Source organism: Tautonia sp. JC769 (assembly GCF_040717455.1).
GTDB lineage: Bacteria > Planctomycetota > Planctomycetia > Isosphaerales > Isosphaeraceae > Tautonia.
On sequence record NZ_JBFEFH010000015.1, the window covers coordinates 20,827 to 46,679 of the forward strand.

A 25,853-nucleotide genomic window follows, 5' to 3' on the forward strand; every position below is an offset into this window, starting at 1 on the left:
CTTGCCGAGGTCCCGATGGCAGCGACCGCCGAGACACCGAACGAACACCCCCTCCCGCCCCATGCCGTCCGGCTCGAAGATCAGGGGTTCACCGGGCTGGGAGAGGCGTTCTGGAACCTCCCGCAAGCGGTCCTGGTCGAGCATGCACTCGGCCGGGGAGAGGGCCAGTTGGCGGACTCCGGCGCCGCGGTCTTCCGGACCGGGACCTACACGGGTCGATCGCCGCAAGACAAGTTCATCGTCCGGGAACCGGGCTCCGAGGGGGAAATTGCCTGGGGATCGGTCAATCGGCCGGTCGAGTCGGAAGTGTTCGATCGCCTGCTCGGGCGGGTCCAGGAACACTTGCAAGGCCGCCCGGTCTATGTGACCGACACCTTTGCGGGGGCCGACCCGGAGCATCGCCTGGCGGTTCGAGTTGTCTGCGAGCGGGCCTATCACGCCCTCTTCGCGCATCAGTTGTTCCTGAAGCCGTCGGCCGAGGAACTCGGAGCGTTTCGGCCCGAGTTCACCATCCTCGCCGTCCCCGACTTCAAGGCCGACCCCGGGCGCGACGGGACGCGGAGCGAGGTGTTCATCCTGGTGAACTTCGCCCGGCGGATGGTCCTGATCGGCGGCACGCTCTACGCCGGAGAGATCAAGAAGTCGGTCTTCTCGATCCTCAATTACCTCCTGCCGAGACGGGGCGTGATGTCGATGCACTGCTCGGCGAACGTCGGCGACGCGGGGGACGTGGCCGTCTTCTTCGGCCTCTCGGGGACGGGCAAGACGACCCTCTCGGCCGATCGCCGCCGCCACCTGATCGGCGACGACGAGCACGGCTGGTCCGACTCGGGCGTGTTCAACATCGAGGGGGGCTGCTACGCCAAGTGCATCCGACTCGACCGGACCAACGAGCCGGAAATCTACGGCGCGATCCGATTCGGCACGGTCCTGGAAAACGTGGTGCTCGACCCCGAGACCCGGGGCTGCCAGTTCGACGACGCCAGCCTGACCGAGAACACCCGGGCGGCCTACCCGATCGAGTACATCCCGAACTACGTGCCGAGCGGACGGGCCGGCCATCCGAAACACATCGTCTTCCTGACCTGCGACGCCTTCGGGGTGCTGCCGCCGCTCTCAAGGCTCTCGCCGGAACAGGCGATGTACCACTTCCTGTCCGGCTACACGGCCAAGGTCGCGGGGACCGAACGCGGCCTCGGCGCGGAGCCGTCGGCGACCTTCAGCGCCTGTTTCGGCGAGCCGTTCATGGTCTTGCCGCCGCAGCGCTACGCGGAACTGCTCGGGCAGAAGATGCGGCAGCACGGCACCCAGGCGTGGCTGCTCAACACCGGATGGACCGGGGGCGGATTCGGCGAAGGCCGGCGGATTCCGCTGCCGTATACCCGGGCGATGGTCGATGCCGTGCTCTCGGGACGGCTCGACGAGGTCCCGCTGAAGACCGATCCGATCTTCGGCCTCCGCCATCCGCTCTCGTGCCTCGGGGTCCCCGAGACGATCCTCGAGCCCCGATCGGCCTGGGCCGACCCGATCCTGTATGTCGAGGCGGCCCGGCGGCTCGCCGGGCGATTCCGGAAGAACTTCGAGCGATTCGGGGGGATTTCGCCCGTCATCGCCGAGGCCGGGCCCTTGATCTCGGGGTAATCATGCCCCGGGGAAGGGGGCGAGGCCCGCCTTTCCCCGTGTGGCGCCCACGGAGGTCCGTTGGTCGGTCAGACCGACCCGGGTGTCGGGATCAAGGCGACGGTCGATCCGAACGAGACGGCCAGGCGTTGCCCCCTCGGTTCGAAGCAGACGGAGCTGAGCTGCACGTTCGCCATCGCCGCCTCTCCCAGCAACGAGCCGGTGGCAAGGTCCCAGACGCGCACCTGGCCGTCGTTGTGCCCGGTCGCCAGTGTTCGACCGTCAGGGGCGATCGCCAGGCTTCGCGACGTGCCTCCAGGCATCGTGATGTCGAGTTTCGACGCCCAGTTTGCCAGGGCATCCCAGGTCCGCAGGCGACCTTCGAGGCCGACGCTGACGAGCGTCCCGCCGTCTGGCGTGAAGGCGAGGGCGAGGAGGATGGAGCCGTAGCCGTGCCCATTCCACCGGGCGAGCTCGGCCCCGGTCGAGGCGTCAAGCACGGCGATCTCTCCGTGCCGGAAGCCGAGGACCACGCGAGAGCCATCGGGCGAGAGGGTGCATCGCGTAATGCCGGCCTGCTCGGCGTACTCCCACTCGACCTGGCCCTCGGCCAGCGACCAGCAGCGGCAGACGTCGTGCTGATCGACCGAGATGAGCCGCTGGCCGTCGGCCGAGACGGCCAGGCTCAGGCTGCGGTCGGTGCCGGGCAGGGTTTGACGCAGGTCGAGCGTCTCCTGGTCGCGGACCTCGATCGCCCCCGACTCTCGGGCGATGATCAGCGATCGGCCGCCGGGGTCGAGCGCCATGGTCGCGCAGCGGCCGAGGCCGACGGAGGGCCCCTGGTAGAGTTCGCCTTCCTGGTCGAGCTGCAACACCGTCGGCCCGAGTGCCTTGTGATCGGAGTAGATTCGATCGCCGGAGGAGTCGAACAGGACCGACGAAACCAGGCCGTCCTCGGGCAGCGTGATCTGCGATCGTGGCGCCTCGGGTTGTTTCAGGACGGGCACCGCCACGGCGGCCAGCAGGGCAAGCAGCACCGCGAGGCTCGGGCAGACGCCGATCCCCCTCGCCCAGGACCGGGATCGGGAGCGGGATCGGGAGGCGTCCATGGAGTTGCTCATCCGGGACTCCTTCGACCGACGACGTGCATGCAATGCCATGACGAAACACCTCATTCGTTCGGACGGCGATCGACGGCCCGACGTCCCGAAACACGACGGAATCCCGGGCCGAGTCCGCCCCCAGTACCGACCTTCATCCTTCGAGTCGGTCACCGATGGCCGAGACCAAACGTCTCTGGCCGGGTCAGATCGGCTCCGTCCCACCAACTGATTCGCCGGATAGCCGAAATCATTCGGGGACTTCTTCCAAGTCATTCGAGAAAATTTCGGGGGTCTCCGCAATCGCCTTGCGATCTCCCGAAGGAATCGAAGTCGGGGCGATCGGGCCGACACTGGCTCCGGAGCGGTGGGGGGCGTAGGCTCGAAGGGGCAACCCGGAACGAGAAGCAAGTCGGGCCTCGGCCTGATGATGTGTCGGAGGAGAGCCCCCATGCGGTGGATTCGGTTGGCGACCTGGATGATTGCGGGGATCGGCGTCGGGATTCTCGCTCGGGATTCCCTGGCCGCTCCCATCGGGCCGGATGAGGCCCGGCCGAACGTGCTGTTCCTGGCGATCGACGACCTGAATGACTGGACCGGCTTCCTCGGCGGCCATCCCCAGGCGAGCACGCCGAATCTGGACCGCCTGGCGAGTCGGGGGGTGATCTTCGAGCGAGCCTACTGCGCGGCCCCGGCGTGCAACCCGTCTCGGGCGGCGTTGTTGACCGGGATCCGGCCGTCGACGAGCGGGGTGTATCTCAATCCGCAACCCTGGCGGGCGGCGATGCCCGACGCCGTGACCTTGCCGCAGCACTTCATGGCCGCCGGCTACGAGGTGCTGGGCGGCGGCAAGATCTTCCACGGCCCGTTCAATGACCCGGCGTCCTGGCACGAGTACTTCGAGCGGCCAGGCGACCCGAAGCCGGAAGAAACCCCCGTCAACGGCATTGCTCGGACCGCCCATTTCGATTGGGGGCCGGTGGAGGTACCGGATGGGGCGATGGGGGATCATCGGGTGGTGGACTGGGCCATCGAGCAGCTTGGGGAAGACCGGGAAGGCCCGCTGTTCCTGGCCGTCGGACTGTATCGGCCCCACCTGCCCTGGTATGTCCCGAAATCGTACTTCGATGCCTTCCCGATCGAGAGTATTCAGCGGCCGGAGGTCCCGGACGACGACCTGGACGACCTCCCGGCGGCCGGGATCGCCATGGCGAGGCCGGGGGGAGATCACCGCAAGGTGCTCGAGCACGACCAGTGGGACCGGGCGATTCAGGGGTATCTGGCCAGCATCGCCTTCGCCGACCACCAGGTCGGGCGATTGCTCGATGCGCTGGACCGGAGCGCGATGGCCGAGAACTCGATCATCGTGACCTGGGGCGATCACGGGTGGCATCTCGGCGAGAAGCAGCACTGGCGGAAGTTTGCGCTCTGGGAGGAGGCGACGCGGGTCCCGTTCCTCATCGCGGCGCCGGGGGTCAGCACGCCGGGGGTCGGTTGCTCGCGGACCGTCTCGTTGCTGGATGTGTATCCGACCCTGATCGACCTGTGCGGGTTGCCCGGACGCCCGGGTCTGGAAGGCCGGAACCTGGACCCCCTGCTCCGCGATCCCTCGCGATCCTGGGATCACCCGGCCCTCACCACCCACGGCCGGGGCAATCACGCCGTGCGATCGGAACGCTGGCGGTACATCCGCTATGCCGATGGTTCGGAAGAACTGTACGACCACGACGCCGACCCGATGGAGTGGCACAATCTGGCCGACGCTCCCGAGTTCCGCGCGACCAAGGCGGAGCTTGCCGCGTCGCTGCCGGCGCGAGAGGCCCCCGATGCCCCCGCCGCCCCGGAGGAGTAAAGCGATCGATTGAGTCATCCCGGGACTCGACGCGCGATCCCCCAACCTCGGACAGTGTTTGAGGGATCGCAACGTCGAGAGGGCCGATCATTCCGAGTCGGTCTCGGTGTCCGTCAGCAGATAGATGGCGAACGAGGCGAGCCAGTGCTCGCCGACGTAGTCGCCGCTGGCGACGTGGTCGAGGGCGGCCCGGGCGTGCTGGTCGGCCGAAGCGAGGAGGACGGCTCGGGCGGGGTCGTCCTCGGCCAGCGCCCCGGCGATGCTCCGCATGCACCAGGCCCGGCTCAGATTCAGGCCGTCGAGGTGGACGAGCTGCGGGTCGGAGCGGTCGGTCACCTCGGCCGGCTGGAGCAAGGATGCCGGTTCCCCCTGAGCCACCCCGGGCAGGAAGCGGGCGAGCCAAGGCCGGAACTCCTCGGTGGGGAGCACGCGGCGCATGAGGTCGGCTTCCATCAAGGTGGGGGAGAAGAAGTCGGCCCCGCTCGGCTCCCAACGGGCCGGGGCATCGGCATCGGATTCGAAGTAGGCCCGCGCCCGCTCCTCGACCAGGGCTCGAAGCCGGTCGTCGCCGAGGGCCGTAGCGTAGTCGTGGGCGAAGGCCAGGCCGAAGGCGGTGTTGGGATGGACCCCGGTCCGGATCGGGTAGGTCTGTTTCGGGAAGTAGTCCAGATACCGGCGGACGATGACGGCTTCGAGGGGCCGGAGGTTCTCCCGCCAGGCCGAGGCATCGGGGTCGTCCCAGGCGTCGAGTTCCTGGACCAATTTGAGCAGCCAGGCCCAGCCGTAGGGCCGCTCGAACGACCGGCGGTCGGGGTGGTCGAAGTAGTCGGCCTCGAGCTGAAGGTGCTCGGCGGTCAGATGATTGCCGAGCGTTTCGCGGATCGAGGCGGCCTCGGGGAGATCCGGGAAGAGGCGGAGCAATCGGACGAGCATCCAGTGGCCATGCACGGACGAGTGCCAATCGTACGCCCCGTAGAAGGCGGGGTGGAGCCCACGGGGGGAGTCGAGGTCGTCCGGCCCGCTGAGCACGTGCTCGGGCTTGTTCGGATACTCGCGGGCGATCGCCTCCAGCGCGATCCGGGCGAAGGCCGAGGCCCGGTCGCGGTCGAGGGCCCGGGCCGGCTCGTCGGGGTAACCGGTCTGAGGCATGGCGACTCCCAGGAGGCAGGCGAGGAAACCGAGACATCGAGGCCGGGGCATGGGGCATCCTCGGGATTCGGGATGAGACGCGATGGGGACGCGTGTTCGGTCGATCCGGCCGGCGGGACGGACGTCATCAAGGATACCATCCGGGCGACCTCGACCGAACGGGCAACGACCCCTTGCGTGCAAGCGTCAAGACGCACGCGATCCCCCTCCCCGGAGCTTGCGGTTGGCCGCTTGTCGCCGCATGCTGGTGGGAGGGAGCCGCGGTCCCGTGCTCCGAGCATCCCGGCCCATCCTGAATCCGAATGCGAGTGTCCGCCATGCACCTTGCCAGCGTTGCGACCCTGATCGGCCTCGGTGTCCTCCTGGTGTCGGCGGGTCCGGCGCGGGCGGACGACGAAACACGCTACCTGATCATCCACGCCGACGACGCGGGGATGTGCCACTCGGTGAATCGGGCGACGATCGACGCGATGGAGCGAGGGATCGTCTCGTCGTGCAGCATCATGATCCCCTGCCCGTGGGTGAAGGAGTTCGCCGAGTACGCGAAGGCCAATCCGGAGAAGGATTACGGCGTCCACCTGACCCTCAACTCCGAATGGGTCCACTACCGCTGGGGGCCGGTCGCCGGCCGAGACCGCGTGCCGAGCCTCGTGGATGACGACGGCTACCTGCACCGCAGCGTCGAGGCCGTGGCCCGGCTCGCCGTCGCCGAGGAGGTGAAGATCGAGCTGACGGCGCAGATCGAGCGGGCGAAGGAGCTGGGCATCCCCATCTCCCATCTCGATACGCACATGGGGGCCCTCGTGAGCCGGCCCGACCTGATCGAGGTGTACGTCTCGATGGGATTGAAGTACGACCTGCCGATCCTCTTCGTCCGAGAGCTGGAAGGGCCGGTCGTCGAAGCCTATCCGTCGCTCCGGGAGCGAGGGAAGCAATGGCTGGCGGCGCTCGACGCCAAGCAATTGCCCGTCCTCGATGGCCTGGCCCAGTTCTACGGCGGAGACTCGCACGAGGAACGGGTCGGGAACTACATCGAGACGTTGCGGACCCTGCCGCCGGGCGTCTCGCAGCTCATCATCCATTGCGGGTACAACGACGACGAGCTTCGCGCGGTGACGACCAGCGCCGAACGCCGAGACGGTGATCGGCGGGTCTTCACCGACCCGGAGACGATTGCCGAGATCGAGCGGCTCGGGATCCGGGTCATCACCTGGCGAGAGTTCCGGGCGATGACCGAAGCCTCGGGCCGCTGACTGGCCCGGCGAGGGGACCGGGTCACGGCCGGGCCTGATTTGTGTCGGCTTGCATGGCCTGCAGCAGGAGCGCCGAGAGCGATGAGGCGGCCGATTCGAGGCGCTCCGCCGCCTCGGCGCGGGCTCCGGGATCGGGGGCCGGCTGGGCGAGCATGACCACGTACACGACCGGCCCGAGTCCGGGGGCCTCCCACCACCCCGACTTCACCCGGGTAATGGGGTCGGAGTTGAGGCTCCCGCCCTTCAGGACGTGGCGGCCTTGCAGCCCGAAGGCCGATTCCCGGGTGACGATCGCCTCTCGGATCGCGGCCAGAAGCGCGGCATCGACGCCGGGGAGGGTGCCGGAGGCGAGGCGGCCCAGGACCGCGGCGAGCGAAGCGGCCGAGGCTTCGTTGTCCCCGGTCACGTCGCGCGGGGCGAGCATGTAGCGTCTCGAGACGATGCCCGCGAATGCCGGATCGATCGCATGAATCGCGGCGGTCAGGGCCTCCGGGCCGCCGAGGAGTGCCGTCGCGGCGCTGGCCGCGGCGTTGTACACATGGTTCGGGGCGTCGATCGCGCCCATCATCACCCCGCCGAGGGTCCGGACGGAGGCCCGCTGGAGGCTGGCTCGGATCTCGGTGCGCTGATCGGCAGAATAGGGGGCCATGGCGGGGTGATCGTCGCGGAAGATCTCGTCGAGGCCGGGAGGGGTGGCATCGAGATCCTCGGCGAACCTCATGAAGAGGGCGACCAGATAGGCCGTCTTGATGGCACTGGCCGAGGGCCGGGCGGCGTCCGGCTCCATCGCAAACCAGGGCGATCCCTGGGCAGGCCCCACCCAGACGCCGACCGCAAGGCCGTCTCCGAGGGGTTGCAGCAAGGCGTTCACGCGCTCATCGAGCGTGGCGACGTTGGAGTCCGGGGCGGGGGCCTCGACGTCCTCCGCCCGGGTCGTCGCGACCAGGAAGACCCCGAGGAGTGCCAGGGTTGCTCGCAACGTCGCCTGAGAGGATGCAAACCGATGAAGTGACATCAGGACCTCGGGAAGGAACACCGGGGACATTCGGGAGATCGATCGAAGGCGATCAAACAGGCGCGATCACGCCTCATCACGCCTCCGGAGCCGCCTCCCCTTCGAACAGGCGGCGCAGCTCTTCGGGGACTCGACGGGGGCGAAGGCGATGCGCATCGAGCGCGACCCAGACCGTGCGCACGCGGGCCAGAACCCGTTCATCGGCAGGCCGGGTAATCTCGACGAAACGCTCGAAGGTGGCGCCGTCGGCCGCGCCGACCCAGGTCAGGGCGAGGAGCCGATCGCCGGGGAGGGCCGGCCGAAGATAATCGATCTCGTGGCGGCGAACGACCCAGAGCAGCGATTCGCGATATTCGGGGGTGGCCACGGCCGACCAGTGGGCGACAGCGGCGTCCTGGGCGTAACGCAGGTAGACGACGTTATTCACATGCCCCATCCGGTCGATGTCGCGTGATTCCACCTGGATGGGATGTTCGAACCGGGTGCGATCCGCCACGTCAACATCCTCCCCGGTCCGGACATCGGGCAAGCGCTGGCCAGAGCCCGCCGCAGATTCCCATGCGTCTTCAGTGAACTTCGAGCCTGTTGACGGCGTCGTGGAGTGGCCATCGTGCTCGGGACGCGAGGGGTGACTCATCCCCCGCGACGGATGATTGTCACGATCGCGGGCCGTGGGGTCAAAGGGTGGGTTGATCGGCCGATCCGAACCGCGTGAGGCTCCCCTGGGGCATGATCGCCGCCGAAACTCGAGGGATGATTGCAGGCGATCCCGGGAAAGGCCCGATGGTCGGGCCGTTCTTCGGGGGATGGGATGACCAGGACATGCCGGCAATCTTCGCCGAGAATTGACCGCTGCGCCGGCCGATCTCGCTTGGAGAGTTCGGGCGGCGAGCGTAGACTAGAAGTCCTCGAGGGAGAACGACGGCTCATGCCGTCCCCTGGATCGCGTGAAATGGCCGGGCACCCTCGGGCGAACCTTGCGGCTCTTGCCTTGCAAGGCGCGATTCCAAGGCCCGGCCAGGTTCGACCCCGATTGGCCAATGGCGTCCGATCGTCCGCCGCGGGATCTCGATTGGCTCCCCCCGCGGCAAGCGGCATTGAGTGGCACTCAGTCGCCCGGTCGGTCCCCCGGATGGTCAGGTTCTGGCGGCTCCCGACCGGATCGCGTCGGGACATGCTGCCAGGCAAGCCTGCCATTCACCCTGACCGGGGCAATTCGAGCTCATCGATGCTTTTTTTGCCTCGATCCGGCTCGACGCAAACTGTGAGGTCGGACCTCGCTCCCGGAGCCGAGTTTTTTGACGGAGAGTCGGTGAGACGATGACGACTGGAACTCCGTTCCCGGAACTGTCGGCCGAAGACGCGGCCGAGCTGATCCCTCACGACGCCATGCTCGCCGTCTCCGGCTTCACGCCGGCCGGCTCCCCCAAGGCCGTGCCGAGAGCACTGGCCCGGCGGGCCCGGACGTTGCACGAGTCGGGCCAGCCGTTCCGGGTCCGCCTGCTCAGCGGAGCCTCGACCGGCGAGGCCTGCGACGATCAGTTGGGCCTGGCCGAGGCCGTGAGCTGGCGAGCCCCCTATCTCACCTCGGCCCCGTTGCGGAAGCTGGCCAACTCGGGGAAGCTCGACTTCGTCGACATGCACCTGTCGCATGTCTCGCAGGTCGTGCTGGAAGGGTTCCTCGGGCCGATCGACGTGGCCGTGGTCGAGGCGACCGAGGTCACCCCCGACGGCAAGGTCTACCTGACGACCGGCATCGGCAACGCCCCGACCTTCCTGCAGTATGCCGACCAGGTCATCATCGAGCTGAATGCGCGGCACTCGCCGAGGCTCCGGGAGATGACCGACATCTTCATGCTCCCGCCTCCCCCCAACCGCCGCCCGATCCCGATCCACGACCCCCTCGACAAGATCGGCACCCCGCACGCGCTGGTCGACCCGAAGAAGGTGATCGGGATCGTCCGCAACGACGAGCCGGACGGCGGCCGGGGGTTCGCCCCTCCCGACGAAACCAGCCGTCGGATCGCGGGGCATGTCGCGCAGTTCCTGCTCGACGAGATGGCCGTCGGCCGCATCCCGAGCGGATTCCTGCCCTTGCAGAGCGGCGTCGGCAACGTCTGCAACGCCGTGCTCGCCGGCCTGGCGGAAAGCTCCGACTTCCCCAAGTTCAAGGTCTTCACCGAGGTCCTCCAGGACGCGATGCTCGACCTGATCGCCGCCGGCGGCGTCCTGGGCGCGAGTACCTGCTCCTTGACGCTCTCCGACGACAAGCTGGGCTGGTTGTACGACCACTTCGACGAGTTCGCCGATCGGATCGTCCTGCGACCGCAAGAAATCTCGAACAATCCCGGCGTCGCCCGGCGTCTCGGGGTCATCGCCACCAACACGGCGATCGAGGTCGACATCTACGGGCACGCCAACTCGACCCACTTCTTCGGCACCCAGGTGATGAACGGCCTGGGGGGCAGCGGAGACTTCGAGCGGAACGCCTTCCTCTCGATCTTCATGTGCCCGTCGGTCGCCAAGGGGGGGAAGATCTCGACGATCGTCCCCATGTGCTCGCACGTCGATCACAGCGAGCACTCGGTGCAGATCATCGTCACCGAGCAAGGCCTGGCCGACCTGCGAGGGCTGGCCCCGGTGGCGCGGGCCAGGCGGATCATCGACCACTGCGCCCACCCGGCCTTCCGCGACTATCTGCACCACTACCTCGAATCGAGCCCGCAGGGGCACATCCGCCACGACCTGCGGCGCTGTTTCGAGCTGCATTCGAACTTCCTCGAACACGGCGCCATGCTTCCCGACCTCGACCTCTCCCAGTTCGGGCCTCGCTAACCCCGCGACACAGGGCCGCCCTCGGCCCGGAAGGAGAGAACGCCCATGATCGAGAAAGACCTGAACATCACCGTCGATTTCCCCCCAAGCTCGTACGAGCAATGGCGGAAGAACGCCGAGGCCGAACTCAAAGGCGCGCCATTCGAGAAGAAACTCGTCGGCCGGACCTTCGAGGGGATCGACATCCAGCCCCTCTACACGCCCGACCACTGGCCCTCGGCCGGCGACCCGTCCGGGTTCCCCGGTTTCGCCCCCCTAACCCGGGGCGACCGCGTGCTCGGCAACGCCGTCTCCGGCTGGGACATCCGCCAAGAACACCTGCATCCCGACCCGGTCGAGGCGAACCGGGCGATTCTCGACGACCTCGAACACGGCGTCAGCTCGATCCAGTTGCGGATGGACGCCGCCGCCTGTGCGGGGCTCGACGCCGACGACCGCGCCGCCATCAGCCTCGCGGGGCACGATGGGGTGATGGCCTACTCGCTCGGTGATCTTGACCGCGTGCTCGAAGCCGTCCGGCTCGACATCGCTCCCGTCTCGATCGACTGCGGCGGGGCCTTCCTGCCGGCCGCGGCCCTGCTGGCCGCCCAGCTCCAGCGGCGGGCGGTCGACCCGGGCTCGGTCCGATGCGCCTTCAATGCCGACCCGATCGGCGCCTTGATGCGCGAAGGCCGACTCGGTGTCCCGCTCGACACCGCGCTCGCCGATCTGGCCGACCTGGCCGTCTGGACTGCGTCGAAGTACCCGAACGCCACGGCGGTCGAGGTCGGGACCGGCCCGTACCACCATGCCGGGGCTTCGAGCACCCAGGACCTCGCCTTTGCCGTGGCGACGGGGCTCGAATACCTCCGGGCGATGACCGCGAGCGGGCTCGACGTGAACACGGCCGCCCGGCAGATTGCCTTCGGAGTGAGCCTCGGCACGCAGTTCTTCCGGGCGATCGCCAAGCTCCGGGCGCTCCGGACGATGTGGGCCCGCGTCGTCGCCGAGTGCGGGGGCGATCCCGACACCGGCCGAACGATGCAGCTCCGCGCCCGGACCAGCCGACGCGTGCTCACCACCGTCGATCCCTGGGTCAATCTCCTGCGGAACACGGTCTGCTGCTTCGCGGGGGCCGTGGGCGGGGCCGACGTAATCGGCACGGCGCCCATGGACGCCGCCATCGGCCTGAGCGATCACTTCACCCGGCACCTGGCCCGCAACACGCAGATCATCTTGCAGGAAGAAGCGCACCTGAACCGCGTGATCGACCCGGCTGGGGGATCCTGGTTCCTGGAGACCTTGACCGATCAACTGGCCGAATCCGCCTGGGGCATCCTCCAGCAGGTGGAAGGACGCGGCGGGATGATCGCCGCCTGCCTCGACGGCTGGGTCGCCGAGCAGATCGCGGCCGTCGGGACCGCCAGGGAGAAGGACATCGCCACCCGCAAGCTCGTCGTCACCGGCGTGACCGAGCACCCGGATGTGCGTGAGGAGCGGCTCGTCCGCACCCGCCCCGACTACGCCCGGCTCCGCGCCGAGGCGTCGACGCGGCTCGTCGCGTGGCGTCGGGATCATGACTGCGCCGAGGCGCTGAAGTCCGTCGCCGAGATCGCCCGCGACCCGGATCGTGCCCCCGGATCGCTGACCGAGGCCGCCGTGCAAGCGGCCCTCGACGGGGCGACGCTCGGGCAGATCCACGCGACCCTGGTCGAGGGATCAACCGCGGGCAAACCGGCCCAGGTCACTCCCCTGGCCGTCCATCCGTATGCGGCCGCCTTCGAGGAACTCCGGGCCGCTGCCGACCAGCACGCCGAGCAGACCGGCCGGCGTCCCCGCGTCTTCCTGGCCAACCTGGGCACACCGGCCGAGTTCATCGCCCGGTCGACGTATGCCGTCAACTTCTTCCAGGCCGGCGGCTTCGAGGACGTCAACAACGACGGCTTCGCCGATCCCCAGGCCGCCGCCGAAGCCTTCTCGCAAAGTGGTGCGAAGATCGCCGCCATCTGCTCGACCGACGCGAAATACGACACGCTGGCCGAGCCGCTGGCCGCGGCCCTGAAGGCCGCCGGCGCCCGGACCGTGGTGCTGGCCGGCAATCCGGGCGCGGGCGAGGCCCGCTATCGAGCGGCCGGAGTCGATCGATTCATCTTCATCCGATGCGATGTCCTGGGGACGCTCCGGGATCTGCTGCGCGAGGAGGGGGCCCTGCAATGAGCACGATCCCGAACTTCAAGGACATTGCCTGGACGCGTGGTTCGTCCCCCTCGATCGATCGAACGCGGTGGCAAGCCGCCGCCGAGGCCGAGGCGGGGCGGCCGATCGACACCCTCGCCCGTCCCACGCCCGAGGGGATTCCCGTCCGTCCGCTCTACTCGTCGAGCGATCTGGAAGGGCTGGACCATCTGCAGACGATGCCCGGCCTGCCGCCCTTCGTCCGGGGGCCGTACACGACGATGTACGTCGTCCGCCCGTGGACCGTCCGCCAGTATGCCGGGTTCTCGACGGCCGAGGAGTCGAATGCCTTCTACCGCCGCAACCTCGCCGCGGGACAGAAGGGGCTTTCGGTGGCCTTCGACCTGCCGACCCACCGCGGCTACGACTCGGACAACCCCCGGGTCGCTGCGGACGTGGGCATGGCCGGGGTGGCCGTCGACAGCATCCTCGACATGAAGATCCTGTTCGACGGCATCCCGCTGGGCGACATCAGCGTCTCGATGACCATGAATGGCGCCGTCCTCCCGGTGATGGCGCTCTACATCGTCGCCGCCGAGGAACAGGGGGTCCCGCAGGAGAAGCTCGCGGGGACGATCCAGAACGACATCCTCAAGGAGTTCATGGTCCGCAACACGTACATCTATCCCCCCGAGCCGAGCATGCGGCTCATCTCCGACATCTTCCGCTACACCTCGGCCCACATGCCGAAGTTCAACAGCATCAGCATCAGCGGATACCACATGCAGGAGGCCGGGGCGACGGCCGACCTGGAGCTCGGCTACACGATGGCCGACGGCCTGGAATATCTCCGCTCGGGCATCCGTGCGGGCCTGAGCATCGACGAGTTCGCGCCTCGCCTCTCGTTCTTCTGGGCGATCGGCAAGGACATCTTCATGGAGATCGCCAAGCTCCGCGCGGCTCGCCTCATCTGGGCGAAAATCGTCAAGGGGTTCGACCCGAAGAACCCCAAGAGCATGTCGCTGCGGACCCACAGCCAGACGAGCGGCTGGAGCCTGACGGCACAGGACGTGTACAACAACGTCATCCGGACGTGCATCGAGGCGATGGGCGCCACCCAGGGGCATACCCAGAGCCTGCACACCAACTCGCTTGATGAAGCACTTGCGCTCCCGACCGACTTCTCCGCCCGGATCGCCCGCAACACCCAGCTCTTCCTCCAGGAAGAAACCGACACCGACATGGTCGTCGACCCCTGGGGGGGAAGTTACTTCATCGAGCGGCTGACGCACGAACTGGCCCACCGAGCCTGGTCGCACCTGTACGAGGTGGAACAACTGGGCGGCATGGCCAGGGCGCTCGAAGCTGGCATTCCCAAGATGCGGATCGAGGAGGCCGCGGCCCGGACCCAGGCCGATATTGATTCAGGCGTACAAACCATTGTGGGCGTGAACAAGTACATTCTTGAACGGGAAGACCCGATCAAGGTGCTCAAGGTCGATAACCACGCCGTCCGAGAGGCCCAGGTCCGCCGCCTAGCCGAGCTCCGGGCCAACCGCGACCAATCGGCCGTCGATTCGGCCCTCAATGCCTTGACCGAGGCCGCCCGCTCCGGCTCGGGCAACATGCTCGAACTGGCCATCGCCGCGGCCCGAGCACGAGCGACGGGAGGCGAGATCAGCCTCGCCCTCGAAAAGGTCTACGGCCGTCACAAGGCCGAGCTGCACGAGATCAGCGGCATCTATGCCCGCCAGTTCGGCGAGCGCAAGGGTGCGGTCGCTCGCGTCCAGCAGCGGGTGGAGCAGTTCCTCGACCACGAAGGCCGGCGCCCCCGCATCCTCATCGCGAAGCTCGGCCAGGACGGGCACGACCGGGGCCAGCAGGTCGTGGCCACCGCCTTCGCCGACTTCGGCTTCGACGTCGACGTCGGCTCGTTGTTCCAGACGCCCGAGGAGGCGGCCCGCGTGGCCGTGGACAACGACGTCCACCTCGTCGGCGTCAGTTCCCTCGCCGCGGGACACCTGACGCTGGTCCCGGCCATTCGCAAGGCGCTCGACGACCTCGGCCGCGACGACATCCTCGTGGTCGTCGGCGGTGTGATTCCCCCTCAGGATTACGAAGAGCTGTACCGCTCCGGGGCGGTCGCCGTGTTCGGCCCCGGGACCGTGATCACCGACGCCGCGCTCAAGCTGCTGGACCTGCTCGATCCCCAGGACCACGAGGAACCCGCCGGCGCCGCCTGATGCGTCCGGACAACCGACGATCCCTGGCCGACCTGAGCCCGCCATGACGCCCCCTCCCGAGCCTCCGATCCCTCCCGCACGACGACGGCTCTCCGCAGAGCAGTACGTCGAAGGGGTCCTGGCGCGATCGCGAGGCGTGCTCAGTCGGTTCATCACACTGATCGAGTCGCGACGGGCCGACGACCGTGATCTGGCCCGGCGCGTGCTCAACGAGTTGTTGCCGCACACCGGCCAATCGATCCGACTGGGGATCACGGGAGTCCCCGGCGCGGGCAAGAGCACCCTGATCGAGGCATTGGGACTGAACCTGATCCATGCCGGCCATCGCGTCGCCGTGCTGACGATCGACCCCTCCAGCCGGGTCACCGGGGGCAGCATCCTCGGCGACAAGACCCGCATGGAACGCCTGAGCCTGGAGCCGAACGCCTACATCCGCCCCTCTCCCAGCGGGGCGACGCTCGGCGGGGTGGCCCGGAGCACCCGGGAAACGATGCTGGCCTGCGAGGCCGCCGGCTTCGATGTCGTGCTGGTCGAGACCGTCGGCGTCGGCCAGTCCGAGACGACCGTGGCCGACATGGTCGATACGTTCCTTGCCGTCCTGATCGCCGGGGCCGGGGACGAGTTGCAGGGGATCAAGCGTGGGTTGATCGAGATGATCGACCTGCTTGCCGTGAACAAGGCCGACGGCAGCAACCGGCCGCACGTCCTCCGGGCCGTCAACCAGTATCGGAACGCCCTCCGCGTCATGCACCCGCCCGAGAGCCCCTGGCAGCCCCCGGTCCTGGCCTGCAGCGCCCTGGAGAATGCCGGGCTCGACGCGATCTGGAATGCGGTGCTCGACCATCGCCGGACACTCGAACGAGCCGGAGCGTTCCAGCAACGACGGCAGGGCCAGGCCATTCGCTGGATGTGGGATCTGGTGAACGACCATTTGCAGCGTATCCTGAGGGAAGCCCCCGGCCTCGCGACGTTGGCGACGGACCTCGAATCCGGGGTCCGCAAGGGCGAACTGACCGCCTCGGCCGCGGCCGACCGGTTGATCGATGCCCTTGGCCTCCCGGGTGCTCCCCCCCCGCCGCCTTCGGATCGAGGTTGAGCCTGGCACGACTCCTTCAACCTCTCCCCTCTCCCGGTTGATCGAACCTCCTTCTCCCCGATTGGAGCCCCGAACGATGCCACGAACGGTCGAAGTCACGGAGCTCGCCCTCCGAGACGGTCACCAGAGCCTCCTGGCCACCCGCATGGCCCTGGAGGACATGACACCCATTTGCGAGGACATCGACCAGGCCGGCTTCTGGAGCGTCGAGTGCTGGGGAGGGGCCACCTACGACTCCTGCATCCGCTTCCTCAACGAAGACCCCTGGGAACGCCTGCGGACCTTCCGCAAATTGATGCCCAACAGCCGCTTGCAGATGCTCCTCCGCGGGCAAAACCTGCTCGGCTACCGTCACTACGAAGACACCGTCGTCGATCGCTTCGTCGACAAGTCGGCCGAGAACGGGATGGACGTCTTCCGCGTCTTCGATGCGCTGAACGACATCCGGAACCTCCGCCGCGCGCTCGAAGCCGTCCGGCGCACCGGCAAGCACGCCGAGGGGACGATCTGCTACACCACGTCTCCCCTGCACACGGTCGACAAGTTCATCGACATGGCCAGGGAGTTGCAGGATCTCGGCTGCAACTCCATCTGCATCAAGGACATGGCCGCGCTCTTGCGCCCGCAACCGGCCTACGAGATCGTCCGGGGGATCAAGGAAGCCTGCGGGAAGGACACGCTGGTCCATGTCCACGTCCACGCCACCACGGGCGTGACGCTCGTGAGCCTGATGAAGGCGATCGAGGCCGGCGCCGACATCGTGGACACTTGCATCTCCTCGCTGAGCCTCGGCCCCGGCCACAACCCGACCGAAGCCCTCGTCGAGATGCTCCAGGGGACCGACTACACCACCCGGCTCGACAAGGACCGCCTGCTGAAGATCAAGGACCACTTCGCCAGGATTCGCCCCCGCTATGCCGAGTTCGAGTCGAAGTTCGTCGGCGTCGAGACCGAGATTTTCGACAGTCAGATCCCCGGCGGTATGATTTCGAACATGGAAAGCCAGCTCAAGCAGCAAGGGGCCGGCGACCGGGTGAAGGACGTTCTCACCGAGGTGCCCAACGTCCGCAAGGCCGCCGGATACCCGCCCCTGGTGACGCCGTCGAGTCAAATCGTCGGCACTCAGGCCGTCTTCAACGTGTTGATGGGCCCTTACAAGGTGCTCACCGGGGAGTTCGCCGACCTGATGCTCGGCTACTACGGCGAGACGATCGGCGATCGCGACCCCGAGGTCATCGCCCTGGCCGCCGCCCACGCCAAGAAGGAGCCGATCACCACCCGGCCGGCCGACCTGCTCAAGCCCGAGTGGGAGGAACTGCGCGATAAGGCCCTGGCGCTCGAAGGCTGCGACGGCTCGGATGAGGACGTCTTGACCTACGCCATGTTCCCGCAGGTCGCCCCCAAGTTCTTCGCCCATCGCGGCGAAGGGCCGAAGAACCTCGGCAAGGACCCGGTCACGGCCGCTGCCGCGGCGGCCGCCGCCAGCCCGGCGGCCAAGGCCATCGACGCCAAAGGTCCCGTCACCAGCCCCATCACCTATCAGGTCCGCATCGGCAACACGAGCCACGCGGTGACCGTCGAGCCCTCGTGATCCGAGAAAGGACAGTCAGCGATGAGCGGCACTCCGAAGAAAACGATGGATGACCTGGTCGCCGACCTCCGGGCCCGCAAGGAACACCTCCGCCAGGGGGGCGGACCCGATCGCCTGGCCAAGCAGAAGGAGCAAGGGAAGCTGACCGCCCGGGAACGCGTCAGCACCCTGCTCGACCCCGACAGCTTCGAGGAGTTCGGCCTCTTCGCCCAGCATCGCCAGGTCCACTTCGGCATGGCGGGCAAGGAGGTCCCGGCCGATGGCGTCGTCACCGGGGCCGGCTCGATCGACGGACGGCTCGTCCACCTGGCCAGCCAGGATTTCACCGTCCTGGGGGGCTCGGCCGGCGAGACGCACTCGAACAAGGTCGCCGACGTGATGGAGCAGGCGCTGCACACCGGCAGCCCCTTCATCTTCATCAACGACTCCGGCGGCGCCCGGGTGCAGGAGGGGATCGACTCCCTCTCCGGTTACGGCCGTGTCTTTTACACGAATGTCCAACTGTCGGGGGCGGTCCCCCAGATCTCCTTGATCTGCGGGCCTTGTGCGGGGGGTGCGGCCTACTCCCCGGCCTTGACCGACTTCATCATCCAGACGCGCCAATCACAGATGTTCATCACCGGGCCTCAGGTGATCAAGCAGGTGACCGGCGAGCAGATCACCTCCGAGGCCCTCGGCGGCCCCGACGCCCACATGAGCCTCTCCGGCGTCACGCACTTCATCGCCGAGAATGACGAGGACGCCCTCTACCTCTGCCGACGCCTCCTCAGCTTCCTGCCCGCGAACAACCTGGAGGATCCGCCCCGACTCCCCTCGGTGAACAATGTCGACCCGAACCCCGAGCTGAGCCGGATCGTCCCGGTCGAGTCGAAGCAAGGCTACGACATCCGCCAGGTCATCTGCGGGATCGTCGATGAGGGGGATTTCCTGGAAGTCCAGGAAGGATACGCGAGAAACATCGTGGTCGGCTTCGCCCGCATCCTGGGCCGATCGGTCGGCGTCATCGCCAATCAACCGTCGGTCCTCTCGGGCGTCCTGGATGTGAACGCATCGACGAAGGCGAGCCGTTTCATCCGGTTCTGCAACGCGTTCAATATCCCGCTGGTCACCTTCGTGGATGTCCCCGGCTTCCTGCCGGGGGTCAAGCAGGAGCACGACGGCATCATCCGCCACGGGGCGAAGATGCTCTTCGCGTACTCGGCGGCCACGGTGCCGAAGATCCAGGTGATCCTGCGCAAGTCTTACGGCGGTGCCCACCTGGCCATGTGCTCGAAGGACCTCGGGGCCGACCGCGTCTTCGCCTGGCCGACGGCCGAGGTCGCGGTCATGGGGGCCGAGGGGGCCGTCGAGATCGTCTTCCGCAAGGAGATGCAGGAGGCCCAGGACAAGGCCGCCTGCCGCGCCGAGTTGATCGAACAATACCGATCGACCTTTTCGAGCCCGTACGTTTCCGCCGGCCGCGGCCTGGTCGATGACATCATCGAACCGGCCGACACCCGCCGGCATCTCGCCCAGGCGTTGGAGTACCTCCATGCCAAGCGAGAGGTCCGCCCCCCGAAGAAGCACGGCCTCATCCCGCTCTGACCCGAACGGAGGACCACGCTCATGAACCCCGAGCCGAACGACCTGTCCAGGCTCGTCGAGGCGGTTGAAGCCCTCCGTCGCGAGGTCGCGCAACTCTCCGATCGTGTCTCGGCCATCGAGGCCGAAGGGGCCGCCGCCGCAACGCCCCCGCCGATTTCCGAGGAACTTGTCTTTGTGATTTCCGCCGCGGTCGCGGCCTATCTCGGCAAACGAGCCCACGTGCGACAGATCCGGCTGCTCGGCTCAGACGCCTGGGCCCGCCAGGGGCGCGTCACCGTCCAGGCCTCGCACACCCTGGCGATCCAGCATGGGAGGAGCGAGCGTTGAAACTCAAGATCACCGTCGACGGCAACGTGTACGAGGTCGAGGTCGAGGTGGCCGAACCGGAGACGCCCCGGCATAGCTATGTGCCCCCCCTGGGACACGCCCGGGTCTCGGCGGCGCCGACCGTTACCGCCCCATCAACGGCACCCGCGGGCCAGCAGGCCCCGGTCGCCGACGAGAGCAAGGTCTGCCGCAGCCCGCTCGCCGGCGTCGTCTCCAGGGTTGCCGTCAAACCCGGCCAGGCCATCCAGGTCAACGACATCCTCATCGTGCTCGAAGCGATGAAGATGGAGACCGTCATCACCGCCCCCGTCGCCGGCACCATCGCCAAAATCAATGCCAGCGAAGGCGATGGCGTGTCGCAAGGCCAGGTCCTCATCGAGTTCGAATAACCCCGGTCCCGGCCAACTCCCCGAACAGGAAACCCCGCCATGGTCCCTGTCAAGTCGCTCAATCACCTCGGGATCGCCGTGAAATCCATCGACGATCACCGACCCTATTATGAAGAGACCCTCGGCGCGGAATTCGAGGGCATCGAGGAGGTCGCCGACCAGAAGGTCCGCGTCGGCTTCTTCCGGATTGGCGACGTCCGCTTCGAGCTGCTCGAGCCGACCGACCCGACCAGCACCATCGCCTCGTTCCTGGAGAAGCGAGGCGAGGGGATGCACCACGTCGCCTTCACGGTCGATCGGATCGAGGACCGGATCGCCGAGTGGAAGGCCGCCGGGCTCCGCATGATCGACGAGACCCCCCGCGCGGGGGCCCATCACATGCGGATCGCCTTCGCCCACCCCAAGAGCACCCACGGGGTGCTGACCGAACTCTGCGAGCCGCCGAGCACCCCTTGACCCCCGACCGATCGGCCCTCCTCTCCCCGAGCAGGTAGGTCAATGGACCTCGACTTCCGACGCGACCCGAGCCTCCTGAGCACCATCGTCGATGAGATGGCCGACGGCGTCTTCACCGTCGACGCCTCGGGTCGCATCGTGGCCTGGAGCCGGGGGGCCGAACGGATCACCGGGTATCCCAGCGACGAGGTGGTTGGCCGGTCGAACCGCCTCTTCGAAGGGGCCCATTGCAAGGGGTTCGCCGCCCTGACCGAATTACTGAAGGGCTCGTGCGACTCGACGACCGGCACCTGCCACCAGGAATGCAAGCTCCTGGCCAGGGACGGACGAGAGGTTTCTATTCACGGCAGCGTGCGTTTGATTCATGATGAGAACGGCCTGGTCGCCGGGGCCGTCTGCAACTTCTCGGACCTCACTCCGTTTCTTCAAGCCAACGAGCGGATCGCGTTGCTGGAAGAGCAAACCCGCAACCGCGACGCATTCGGCAAGCTCGTCGGATCCAGCGCCCCGATGCAAGAGGTCTTCCGCCGCATCCGACTGGCCGCCCACAGCGACGTGACCGTCTTCGTTTCGGGAGAGTCCGGCACAGGGAAGGAACTGGCCGCCGGCGCCATCCACTCGCTGAGCAACCGCAAGGACCGCCCCTTCCTGGCGATCAATTGCTCGGCGATCCCTGAAACCCTGCTCGAATCGGAACTCTTCGGGCACGTCAAAGGGGCGTTCACCGGCGCGGACCGCGACAAAACCGGGATGTTCCAGGCCGCCGATGGCGGGACCCTGTTCCTCGATGAGATCGGCGACGTCTCCCCCCTGCTCCAGCTCAAGCTCCTCCGGGTGTTGCAGGAACGGGAAGTCCGCCGTATCGGAGCCGACGCCCCATCGCACGTGAACGTTCGCCTGATCACGGCGACCAACAAGAATCTGAGAGAGCTGGTCGCCTCGGGAGCGTTTCGCGAGGACTTTTACTACCGGATCCACGTGTTCGAGATCGGATTACCTCCGCTCCGCGAACGCCGCGAGGATCTGCCACTTCTGATCCGGCACTTCATCGACCAACTTGCGCAAGAGTACGATCGCCCGGTCCGAGGGATCGCCAGAGACGCCCTCCAGGCCTTGATGAATTACTCCTGGCCGGGGAACGTTCGAGAGCTTCGAAACGCTCTTGAACATGCGTTTGTGACTGTCGAGGGTGACACCATTACGCTGCTCGATCTGCCGATCGAGGTCCGTACACAACAACGCATCGTAGAACCAGCAGGCGATCCCATCTCCCCCTCCCTCAGCCCTGCGGATCAGGCCGAACGAGGCCGCATCCTCGACGCCTTGCACCAAACCGGCGGGAATCGCACCGAGGCCGCTCGGCTCCTCGGCACGAGCCGGGTCACCCTCTGGAAGAAGATCCGCAAATTCGCGATCGATGCGGGTTCCACCTCGGGTTAGCGCGCAAACTTAACGCCTTAACACGCAGCCGGTTAACAGCACGGAAGAACGACCCCTCGACCGACGAGCCGCGCGAAGTCCCGATTTTTTATCGCCTTCTCCGCGAAGGAGTTAGCACGTCGCTCAGGCGGCGATTCGCGTCTTGGCACGCAGCTTGATTCAGTCGATGGTCGTCGTCTGAAATCGCGAATCACAACGCCCGGAAAAATCAGGGCGCCGTCCCCCGGGGAGGCGTCGATGGGGAGGGTCCGGCCATGAAAATCGAGCAATATTACCTGGGCTGTCTGGCTCATGCCTCGTACATGATCGTGGACGAGCGTACGGGAATCGCCGCGGTGGTCGACCCCCAGCGCGACATCGACCAGTACGTGCGCGACGCCGAAACGAACGGGTGGACCATCCGCTATGTGTTCCTGACCCACTTCCACGCCGACTTCCTCGCCGGGCACATCGAACTTCGGAACCGGACCGGTGCCCACATCTATCTCGGTGCTCGAGCCGAGGCCGAGTACGAATTCACACCCGTGAAGAATGGCGACGTGGTCGAATTTGGCGATGTTCGGCTCGAAATCCTGGAGACCCCCGGGCACACCCCCGAAGGGATCTCGATCCTCGTCTACGACCTCAGCACGAGCGACACGCAACCGCACGCGGTCCTGACCGGCGACACGCTGTTCATCGGCGACGTGGGCCGCCCCGACCTGCTCGCCTCCATCGGCGTGACCGCCGACGAGCTGGCCGAGATGCTCTACGACTCGATTACGAATAAACTCGTCAAGCTGCCCAACGAGACCCTCATCTACCCGGCCCATGGCGCGGGCTCGCTCTGCGGCAAGCAACTGAGCACCGAGCGCGTCTCGACCATCGGCGAGCAGAAGAAATACAACTATGCCTTGCAACCGATGAGCAAGGAGCAGTTCATCAAGCTCGTCGAGGTCGATCAGCCCGACGCCCCCGACTACTTCGTCCACGACGCGATCCTGAACCGCAAGGAGCGTTCGAGCCTGGAAGACACGATGAAGCAGGCCCTCCAGCCGCTCGACCTCGACGCAGTCCTCCGCCTCCGGGACGAGGGGGCCCAGGTGCTCGACGTCCGAGACGCGGCCGACTTCGAAGGGGCACACCTCGCGGGTGCCATCAACGTCGGCCTGAAGGGGCAGTACGCGACCTGGAGCGGCACGGTGCTGAGCCATGATCGGCCGATCGTGGTCATCGCCGAGACGGGGGACGAGGAGGAGGCCATCATGCGGCTCGGCCGGATCGGCTTCGACAACGCCGCCGGCTACCTCAAGGGAGGCATGGGGGCACTCGACGGCCGGGACGACCTGATCCGGTCGACCCCCCGCATCACCGCCCCGGCCCTGGCCGAACGACTCGCCGACCCCGCCGCCCCGATCGTGCTCGACGTCCGGGCGGAGAAGGAACGCGACGCCGGTCGGATCGAAAGATCGATGCACATCCCCCTCGGCCACCTGGTCGATCGGATCGACGAGGTCCCGGACGATCGCGACGTCGTGGTCCACTGCCAGGGGGGCTATCGCTCGTCGATCGCCGCCAGCCTGCTCCGCAAGCATGGTCGCGATCGGGTCACCGACCTGGTGGGCGGCTACAAGGCATGGGCCGCCTCGAACGCCCCGACCGAGCCGGTCGGGGGCTGAGCACGGCTGGGCATGGTGGCAACACCCCTCCTCGACCCCTCACACGCACGAACCCGAATCATGAACACGAATGAACCGCCCGTGGGACGAGGGCTTCGCGAGTCGAACTGCCAGCCCGGCGTCGATGTGCTGGCCCGCCTCCTGGAGCGGGTCGAGCACATCGATCGGGTCGTCTCCCGCCTGGAGCGGCTCGCCGACGAGGCTCCCCCGCTCGTGGCCACCGCGGTCGATGCCCTCGACGAGTCTTGCCGGACGCTCGCCGCGACGGGTGCCGGGCCGGACGAGCGGCTCGGCCGCCTCCTCCGGTTCGCCGGACGGCTGACCGACGACGACACCTTCCGGGCGATCGACCGCCTGCTCGATCGGGCCGGTCAGCTCGACGGGGTCATGAGCACGGTCGATCGATTTCCCGGCCTGCTCGCGGTGGTCGTCGACACCCTGGATGAGTACGCCGCGACGCTCGCGAAACAGGGAATCGATGTCGAGACCAGCCTTCGCCAGGGGTTGCATGCCTTGCTCTGGCTCGGGAACCGGGTGAGCGAGGCCGAGCTGGAACGGCTTGGCATCCTGCTCCGCTCCGATGTCCTCGAACCCCATGCGTTGGCGGTCGTCGGCAAGACCGGGCGTGCGCTCGCCACCTGCCATGAGAACACATGCTCGACCAGGACCCCGGACCAGATCGGGCCAGTCGGCCTGATCCGAGCACTTGGCGATCCCGACGTGCGGCGGTCGTTGAGCTTCCTGGTCCAGGTCGCACGATGCTTCGGCCAAAATCTCGCCACCCCCTCCGACGACTGACCCAACCCTGCCCTACCTGCCCTTCCCTGCAAACAGTATCCATGACGGGAGATCGGATCGTGGAACGACATCATCGGATCCTGATCGTCGGCGGCGGGACAGCAGGCATCACCGTCGCTGCTCGGCTGCGTCAGCAGGACCCCGCGCCGGACGTGGCGATCGTCGAGCCTTCGGCGAAGCATTACTACCAACCCCTCTGGACCCTGGTCGGCGGTGGCATCTACAAGCCCGAAGACTCGGAACGGGAGGAAGCCGACCTCATCCCGGCGGGGGCGACCTGGATCAGGGATGCCGTCTCGACATTCGACCCCGGCCGCAATCGGGTCACCACGACGAATGGCGACGTCATCACGTACGATTGGCTGGTTGTCGCCGCCGGGATCCAGATCGACTGGGACAAGGTGAAGGGGCTTCGCGACGCCGTCGGCCATCACGGCGTGTGCAGCAACTACGACATCAAGACCGTGCCGAGCACCTGGCGAAGCATCCAGGCATTCCGGGGCGGGACCGCCATCTTCACGCAACCCTCCGGCCCGGTGAAGTGCGGAGGAGGCCCCCAGAAGATCATGTATCTGGCGGAGGAGGCCTTCGAACGCGCCGGGGTCCGCAAGCAGTCTCGGCTGATCTTCGCCACCGCCACCCCTCGCATTTTCGCGGTCGAGCCCTACGCCACCTCGCTGGAGAAGGTCGTCGCCCGCAAGGGCATCGAACCCTTGTTCAAGCACAACCTGATCGAGATCCGGGCCGACCGGAACGAAGCGGTCTTCCAGAAGCTCGATTCGGGAGACGAGGTCGTCTTGCACTATGAGATGATCCACGTGACCCCGCCGATGGGCCCCCCCGACTTCATCGCCCGGAGCCCCCTGGCCGATGCCGAAGGCTGGGTTGACGTCGACAAATTCACACTCCGACATCTTCGCCATCCCAATGTCTTCGGGATCGGAGACGCCTCGAGTCTGCCCACGTCCAAGACGGGGGCCGCCATCCGGAAGCAGGCACCCGTGCTCGTCGCCAACCTGATGGCCTGCATGAACGACCAGGTGCCGACGGCTTCATACGATGGCTATACGTCATGCCCCGTGGTTACGGGATATAACAGCTTGATCATGGCCGAGTTCGACTACGACAAGAAGCCCGCCGAGACGTTCCCGTTCGACCAGTCGCAAGAGCGATTCAGCATGTTCCTGCTCAAGAAGGCAGGACTCCCTTCGCTCTACTGGCACGGGATGCTCAAGGGTCGGGTCTGATCGTCGACGAGGGACAGGGTGGGTCCAGGGGTGCCCCGATCAGGCC

General features: G+C 67.1%; 20 protein-coding genes. 16 read left to right on the forward strand and 4 right to left on the reverse strand.

Annotated elements, in window-relative coordinates:
- Positions 1–15: 15 nt before the first annotated feature.
- Positions 16–1,641, forward strand: a complete 1,626-nt coding sequence (pckA, locus tag AB1L88_RS15340) for a phosphoenolpyruvate carboxykinase (ATP) (protein ID WP_367097549.1) — start codon at positions 16–18, stop codon at positions 1,639–1,641.
- Between the two features lie 68 nt (positions 1,642–1,709).
- Here the strand turns inward: pckA and AB1L88_RS15345 are convergent, their stop codons facing one another.
- Positions 1,710–2,741, reverse strand: a complete 1,032-nt coding sequence (locus tag AB1L88_RS15345) for a WD40 repeat domain-containing protein (RefSeq protein WP_367097550.1) — start codon at positions 2,739–2,741, stop codon at positions 1,710–1,712.
- A gap of 430 nt (positions 2,742–3,171) precedes the next feature.
- Here AB1L88_RS15345 and AB1L88_RS15350 point away from each other — a divergent pair, with 430 nt between their 5' ends.
- A complete protein-coding gene (locus tag AB1L88_RS15350; RefSeq protein ID WP_367097551.1) occupies positions 3,172–4,572 on the forward strand; it encodes a sulfatase in 1,401 nt (466 codons plus the stop codon).
- A gap of 87 nt (positions 4,573–4,659) precedes the next feature.
- On the opposite strand, the gene AB1L88_RS15355 is transcribed toward AB1L88_RS15350, so the two are convergent.
- Positions 4,660–5,721, reverse strand: a complete 1,062-nt coding sequence (locus AB1L88_RS15355; RefSeq protein WP_367097552.1) for a DUF2891 domain-containing protein — start codon at positions 5,719–5,721, stop codon at positions 4,660–4,662.
- A 317-nt stretch (positions 5,722–6,038) separates the two neighbouring features.
- On the opposite strand from AB1L88_RS15355, the gene AB1L88_RS15360 reads away from it, so the two are divergent.
- A complete protein-coding gene (locus AB1L88_RS15360) occupies positions 6,039–6,974 on the forward strand; it encodes a polysaccharide deacetylase family protein (RefSeq protein WP_367097553.1) in 936 nt (311 codons plus the stop codon).
- 22 nt (positions 6,975–6,996) lie between these two features.
- Here the strand turns inward: AB1L88_RS15360 and AB1L88_RS15365 are convergent, their stop codons facing one another.
- Together AB1L88_RS15365 and AB1L88_RS15370 are read right to left on the reverse strand one after the other, a co-directional pair.
- Positions 6,997–8,019 carry a hypothetical protein gene (locus AB1L88_RS15365; RefSeq protein ID WP_367097554.1) on the reverse strand — a complete coding sequence of 341 codons (1,023 nt, stop codon included), beginning with the start codon at positions 8,017–8,019 and terminating at the stop codon, positions 6,997–6,999.
- A gap of 46 nt (positions 8,020–8,065) precedes the next feature.
- The gene (locus tag AB1L88_RS15370) at positions 8,066–8,485 is read right to left on the reverse strand and encodes a thioesterase family protein (RefSeq protein WP_367097555.1); all 420 of its coding nucleotides are present in this window, start codon (positions 8,483–8,485) and stop codon (positions 8,066–8,068) included.
- 824 nt (positions 8,486–9,309) lie between these two features.
- On the opposite strand from AB1L88_RS15370, the gene AB1L88_RS15375 reads away from it, so the two are divergent.
- The 13 genes from AB1L88_RS15375 (at position 9,310) to AB1L88_RS15435 (ending at position 25,807) form a co-directional block, all read left to right on the forward strand.
- Positions 9,310–10,824: a succinate CoA transferase gene (locus tag AB1L88_RS15375; protein WP_367097556.1), complete on the forward strand. Its 1,515-nt coding sequence runs from the start codon at positions 9,310–9,312 to the stop codon at positions 10,822–10,824.
- A 45-nt stretch (positions 10,825–10,869) separates the two neighbouring features.
- Complete coding sequence (locus AB1L88_RS15380; RefSeq protein ID WP_367097557.1) at positions 10,870–13,020, forward strand: methylmalonyl-CoA mutase family protein; 2,151 nt, start codon at positions 10,870–10,872, stop codon at positions 13,018–13,020.
- Positions 13,017–15,221: a methylmalonyl-CoA mutase gene (gene scpA / locus AB1L88_RS15385; RefSeq protein ID WP_367097558.1), complete on the forward strand. Its 2,205-nt coding sequence runs from the start codon at positions 13,017–13,019 to the stop codon at positions 15,219–15,221. The genes AB1L88_RS15380 and scpA overlap by 4 nt, the downstream gene beginning before the upstream one ends.
- 43 nt (positions 15,222–15,264) lie before the next feature.
- The gene (meaB, locus tag AB1L88_RS15390) at positions 15,265–16,317 is read left to right on the forward strand and encodes a methylmalonyl Co-A mutase-associated GTPase MeaB (protein ID WP_367097559.1); all 1,053 of its coding nucleotides are present in this window, start codon (positions 15,265–15,267) and stop codon (positions 16,315–16,317) included.
- A gap of 76 nt (positions 16,318–16,393) precedes the next feature.
- Complete coding sequence (locus AB1L88_RS15395) at positions 16,394–17,908, forward strand: methylmalonyl-CoA carboxytransferase subunit 5S (protein ID WP_367097560.1); 1,515 nt, start codon at positions 16,394–16,396, stop codon at positions 17,906–17,908.
- 45 nt (positions 17,909–17,953) lie between these two features.
- Entirely contained in the window at positions 17,954–19,492 is a 1,539-nt protein-coding gene (locus AB1L88_RS15400) for an acyl-CoA carboxylase subunit beta (protein WP_367097683.1), read from the forward strand.
- 21 nt (positions 19,493–19,513) lie between these two features.
- On the forward strand, positions 19,514–19,819 hold the full coding sequence (locus tag AB1L88_RS15405) for a hypothetical protein (protein ID WP_367097561.1): 306 nt from the start codon (positions 19,514–19,516) through the stop codon (positions 19,817–19,819).
- Positions 19,816–20,208 carry an acetyl-CoA carboxylase biotin carboxyl carrier protein subunit gene (locus tag AB1L88_RS15410; RefSeq protein ID WP_367097562.1) on the forward strand — a complete coding sequence of 131 codons (393 nt, stop codon included), beginning with the start codon at positions 19,816–19,818 and terminating at the stop codon, positions 20,206–20,208. The genes AB1L88_RS15405 and AB1L88_RS15410 overlap by 4 nt, the downstream gene beginning before the upstream one ends.
- Positions 20,209–20,247: 39 nt before the next feature.
- The gene (mce, locus tag AB1L88_RS15415) at positions 20,248–20,664 is read left to right on the forward strand and encodes a methylmalonyl-CoA epimerase (RefSeq protein WP_367097563.1); all 417 of its coding nucleotides are present in this window, start codon (positions 20,248–20,250) and stop codon (positions 20,662–20,664) included.
- 42 nt (positions 20,665–20,706) lie between these two features.
- Entirely contained in the window at positions 20,707–22,104 is a 1,398-nt protein-coding gene (locus AB1L88_RS15420; protein ID WP_367097564.1) for a sigma 54-interacting transcriptional regulator, read from the forward strand.
- A gap of 254 nt (positions 22,105–22,358) precedes the next feature.
- Positions 22,359–23,762 carry an MBL fold metallo-hydrolase gene (locus tag AB1L88_RS15425; RefSeq protein ID WP_367097565.1) on the forward strand — a complete coding sequence of 468 codons (1,404 nt, stop codon included), beginning with the start codon at positions 22,359–22,361 and terminating at the stop codon, positions 23,760–23,762.
- 60 nt (positions 23,763–23,822) lie between these two features.
- Entirely contained in the window at positions 23,823–24,560 is a 738-nt protein-coding gene (locus AB1L88_RS15430) for a DUF1641 domain-containing protein (protein ID WP_367097566.1), read from the forward strand.
- Positions 24,561–24,619: 59 nt separating this feature from the next.
- Positions 24,620–25,807 (forward strand): FAD/NAD(P)-binding oxidoreductase, encoded by a 1,188-nt coding sequence (locus tag AB1L88_RS15435; RefSeq protein WP_367097567.1) that lies wholly within the window; start codon positions 24,620–24,622, stop codon positions 25,805–25,807.
- The last annotated feature ends 46 nt before the right edge of the window (positions 25,808–25,853 follow it).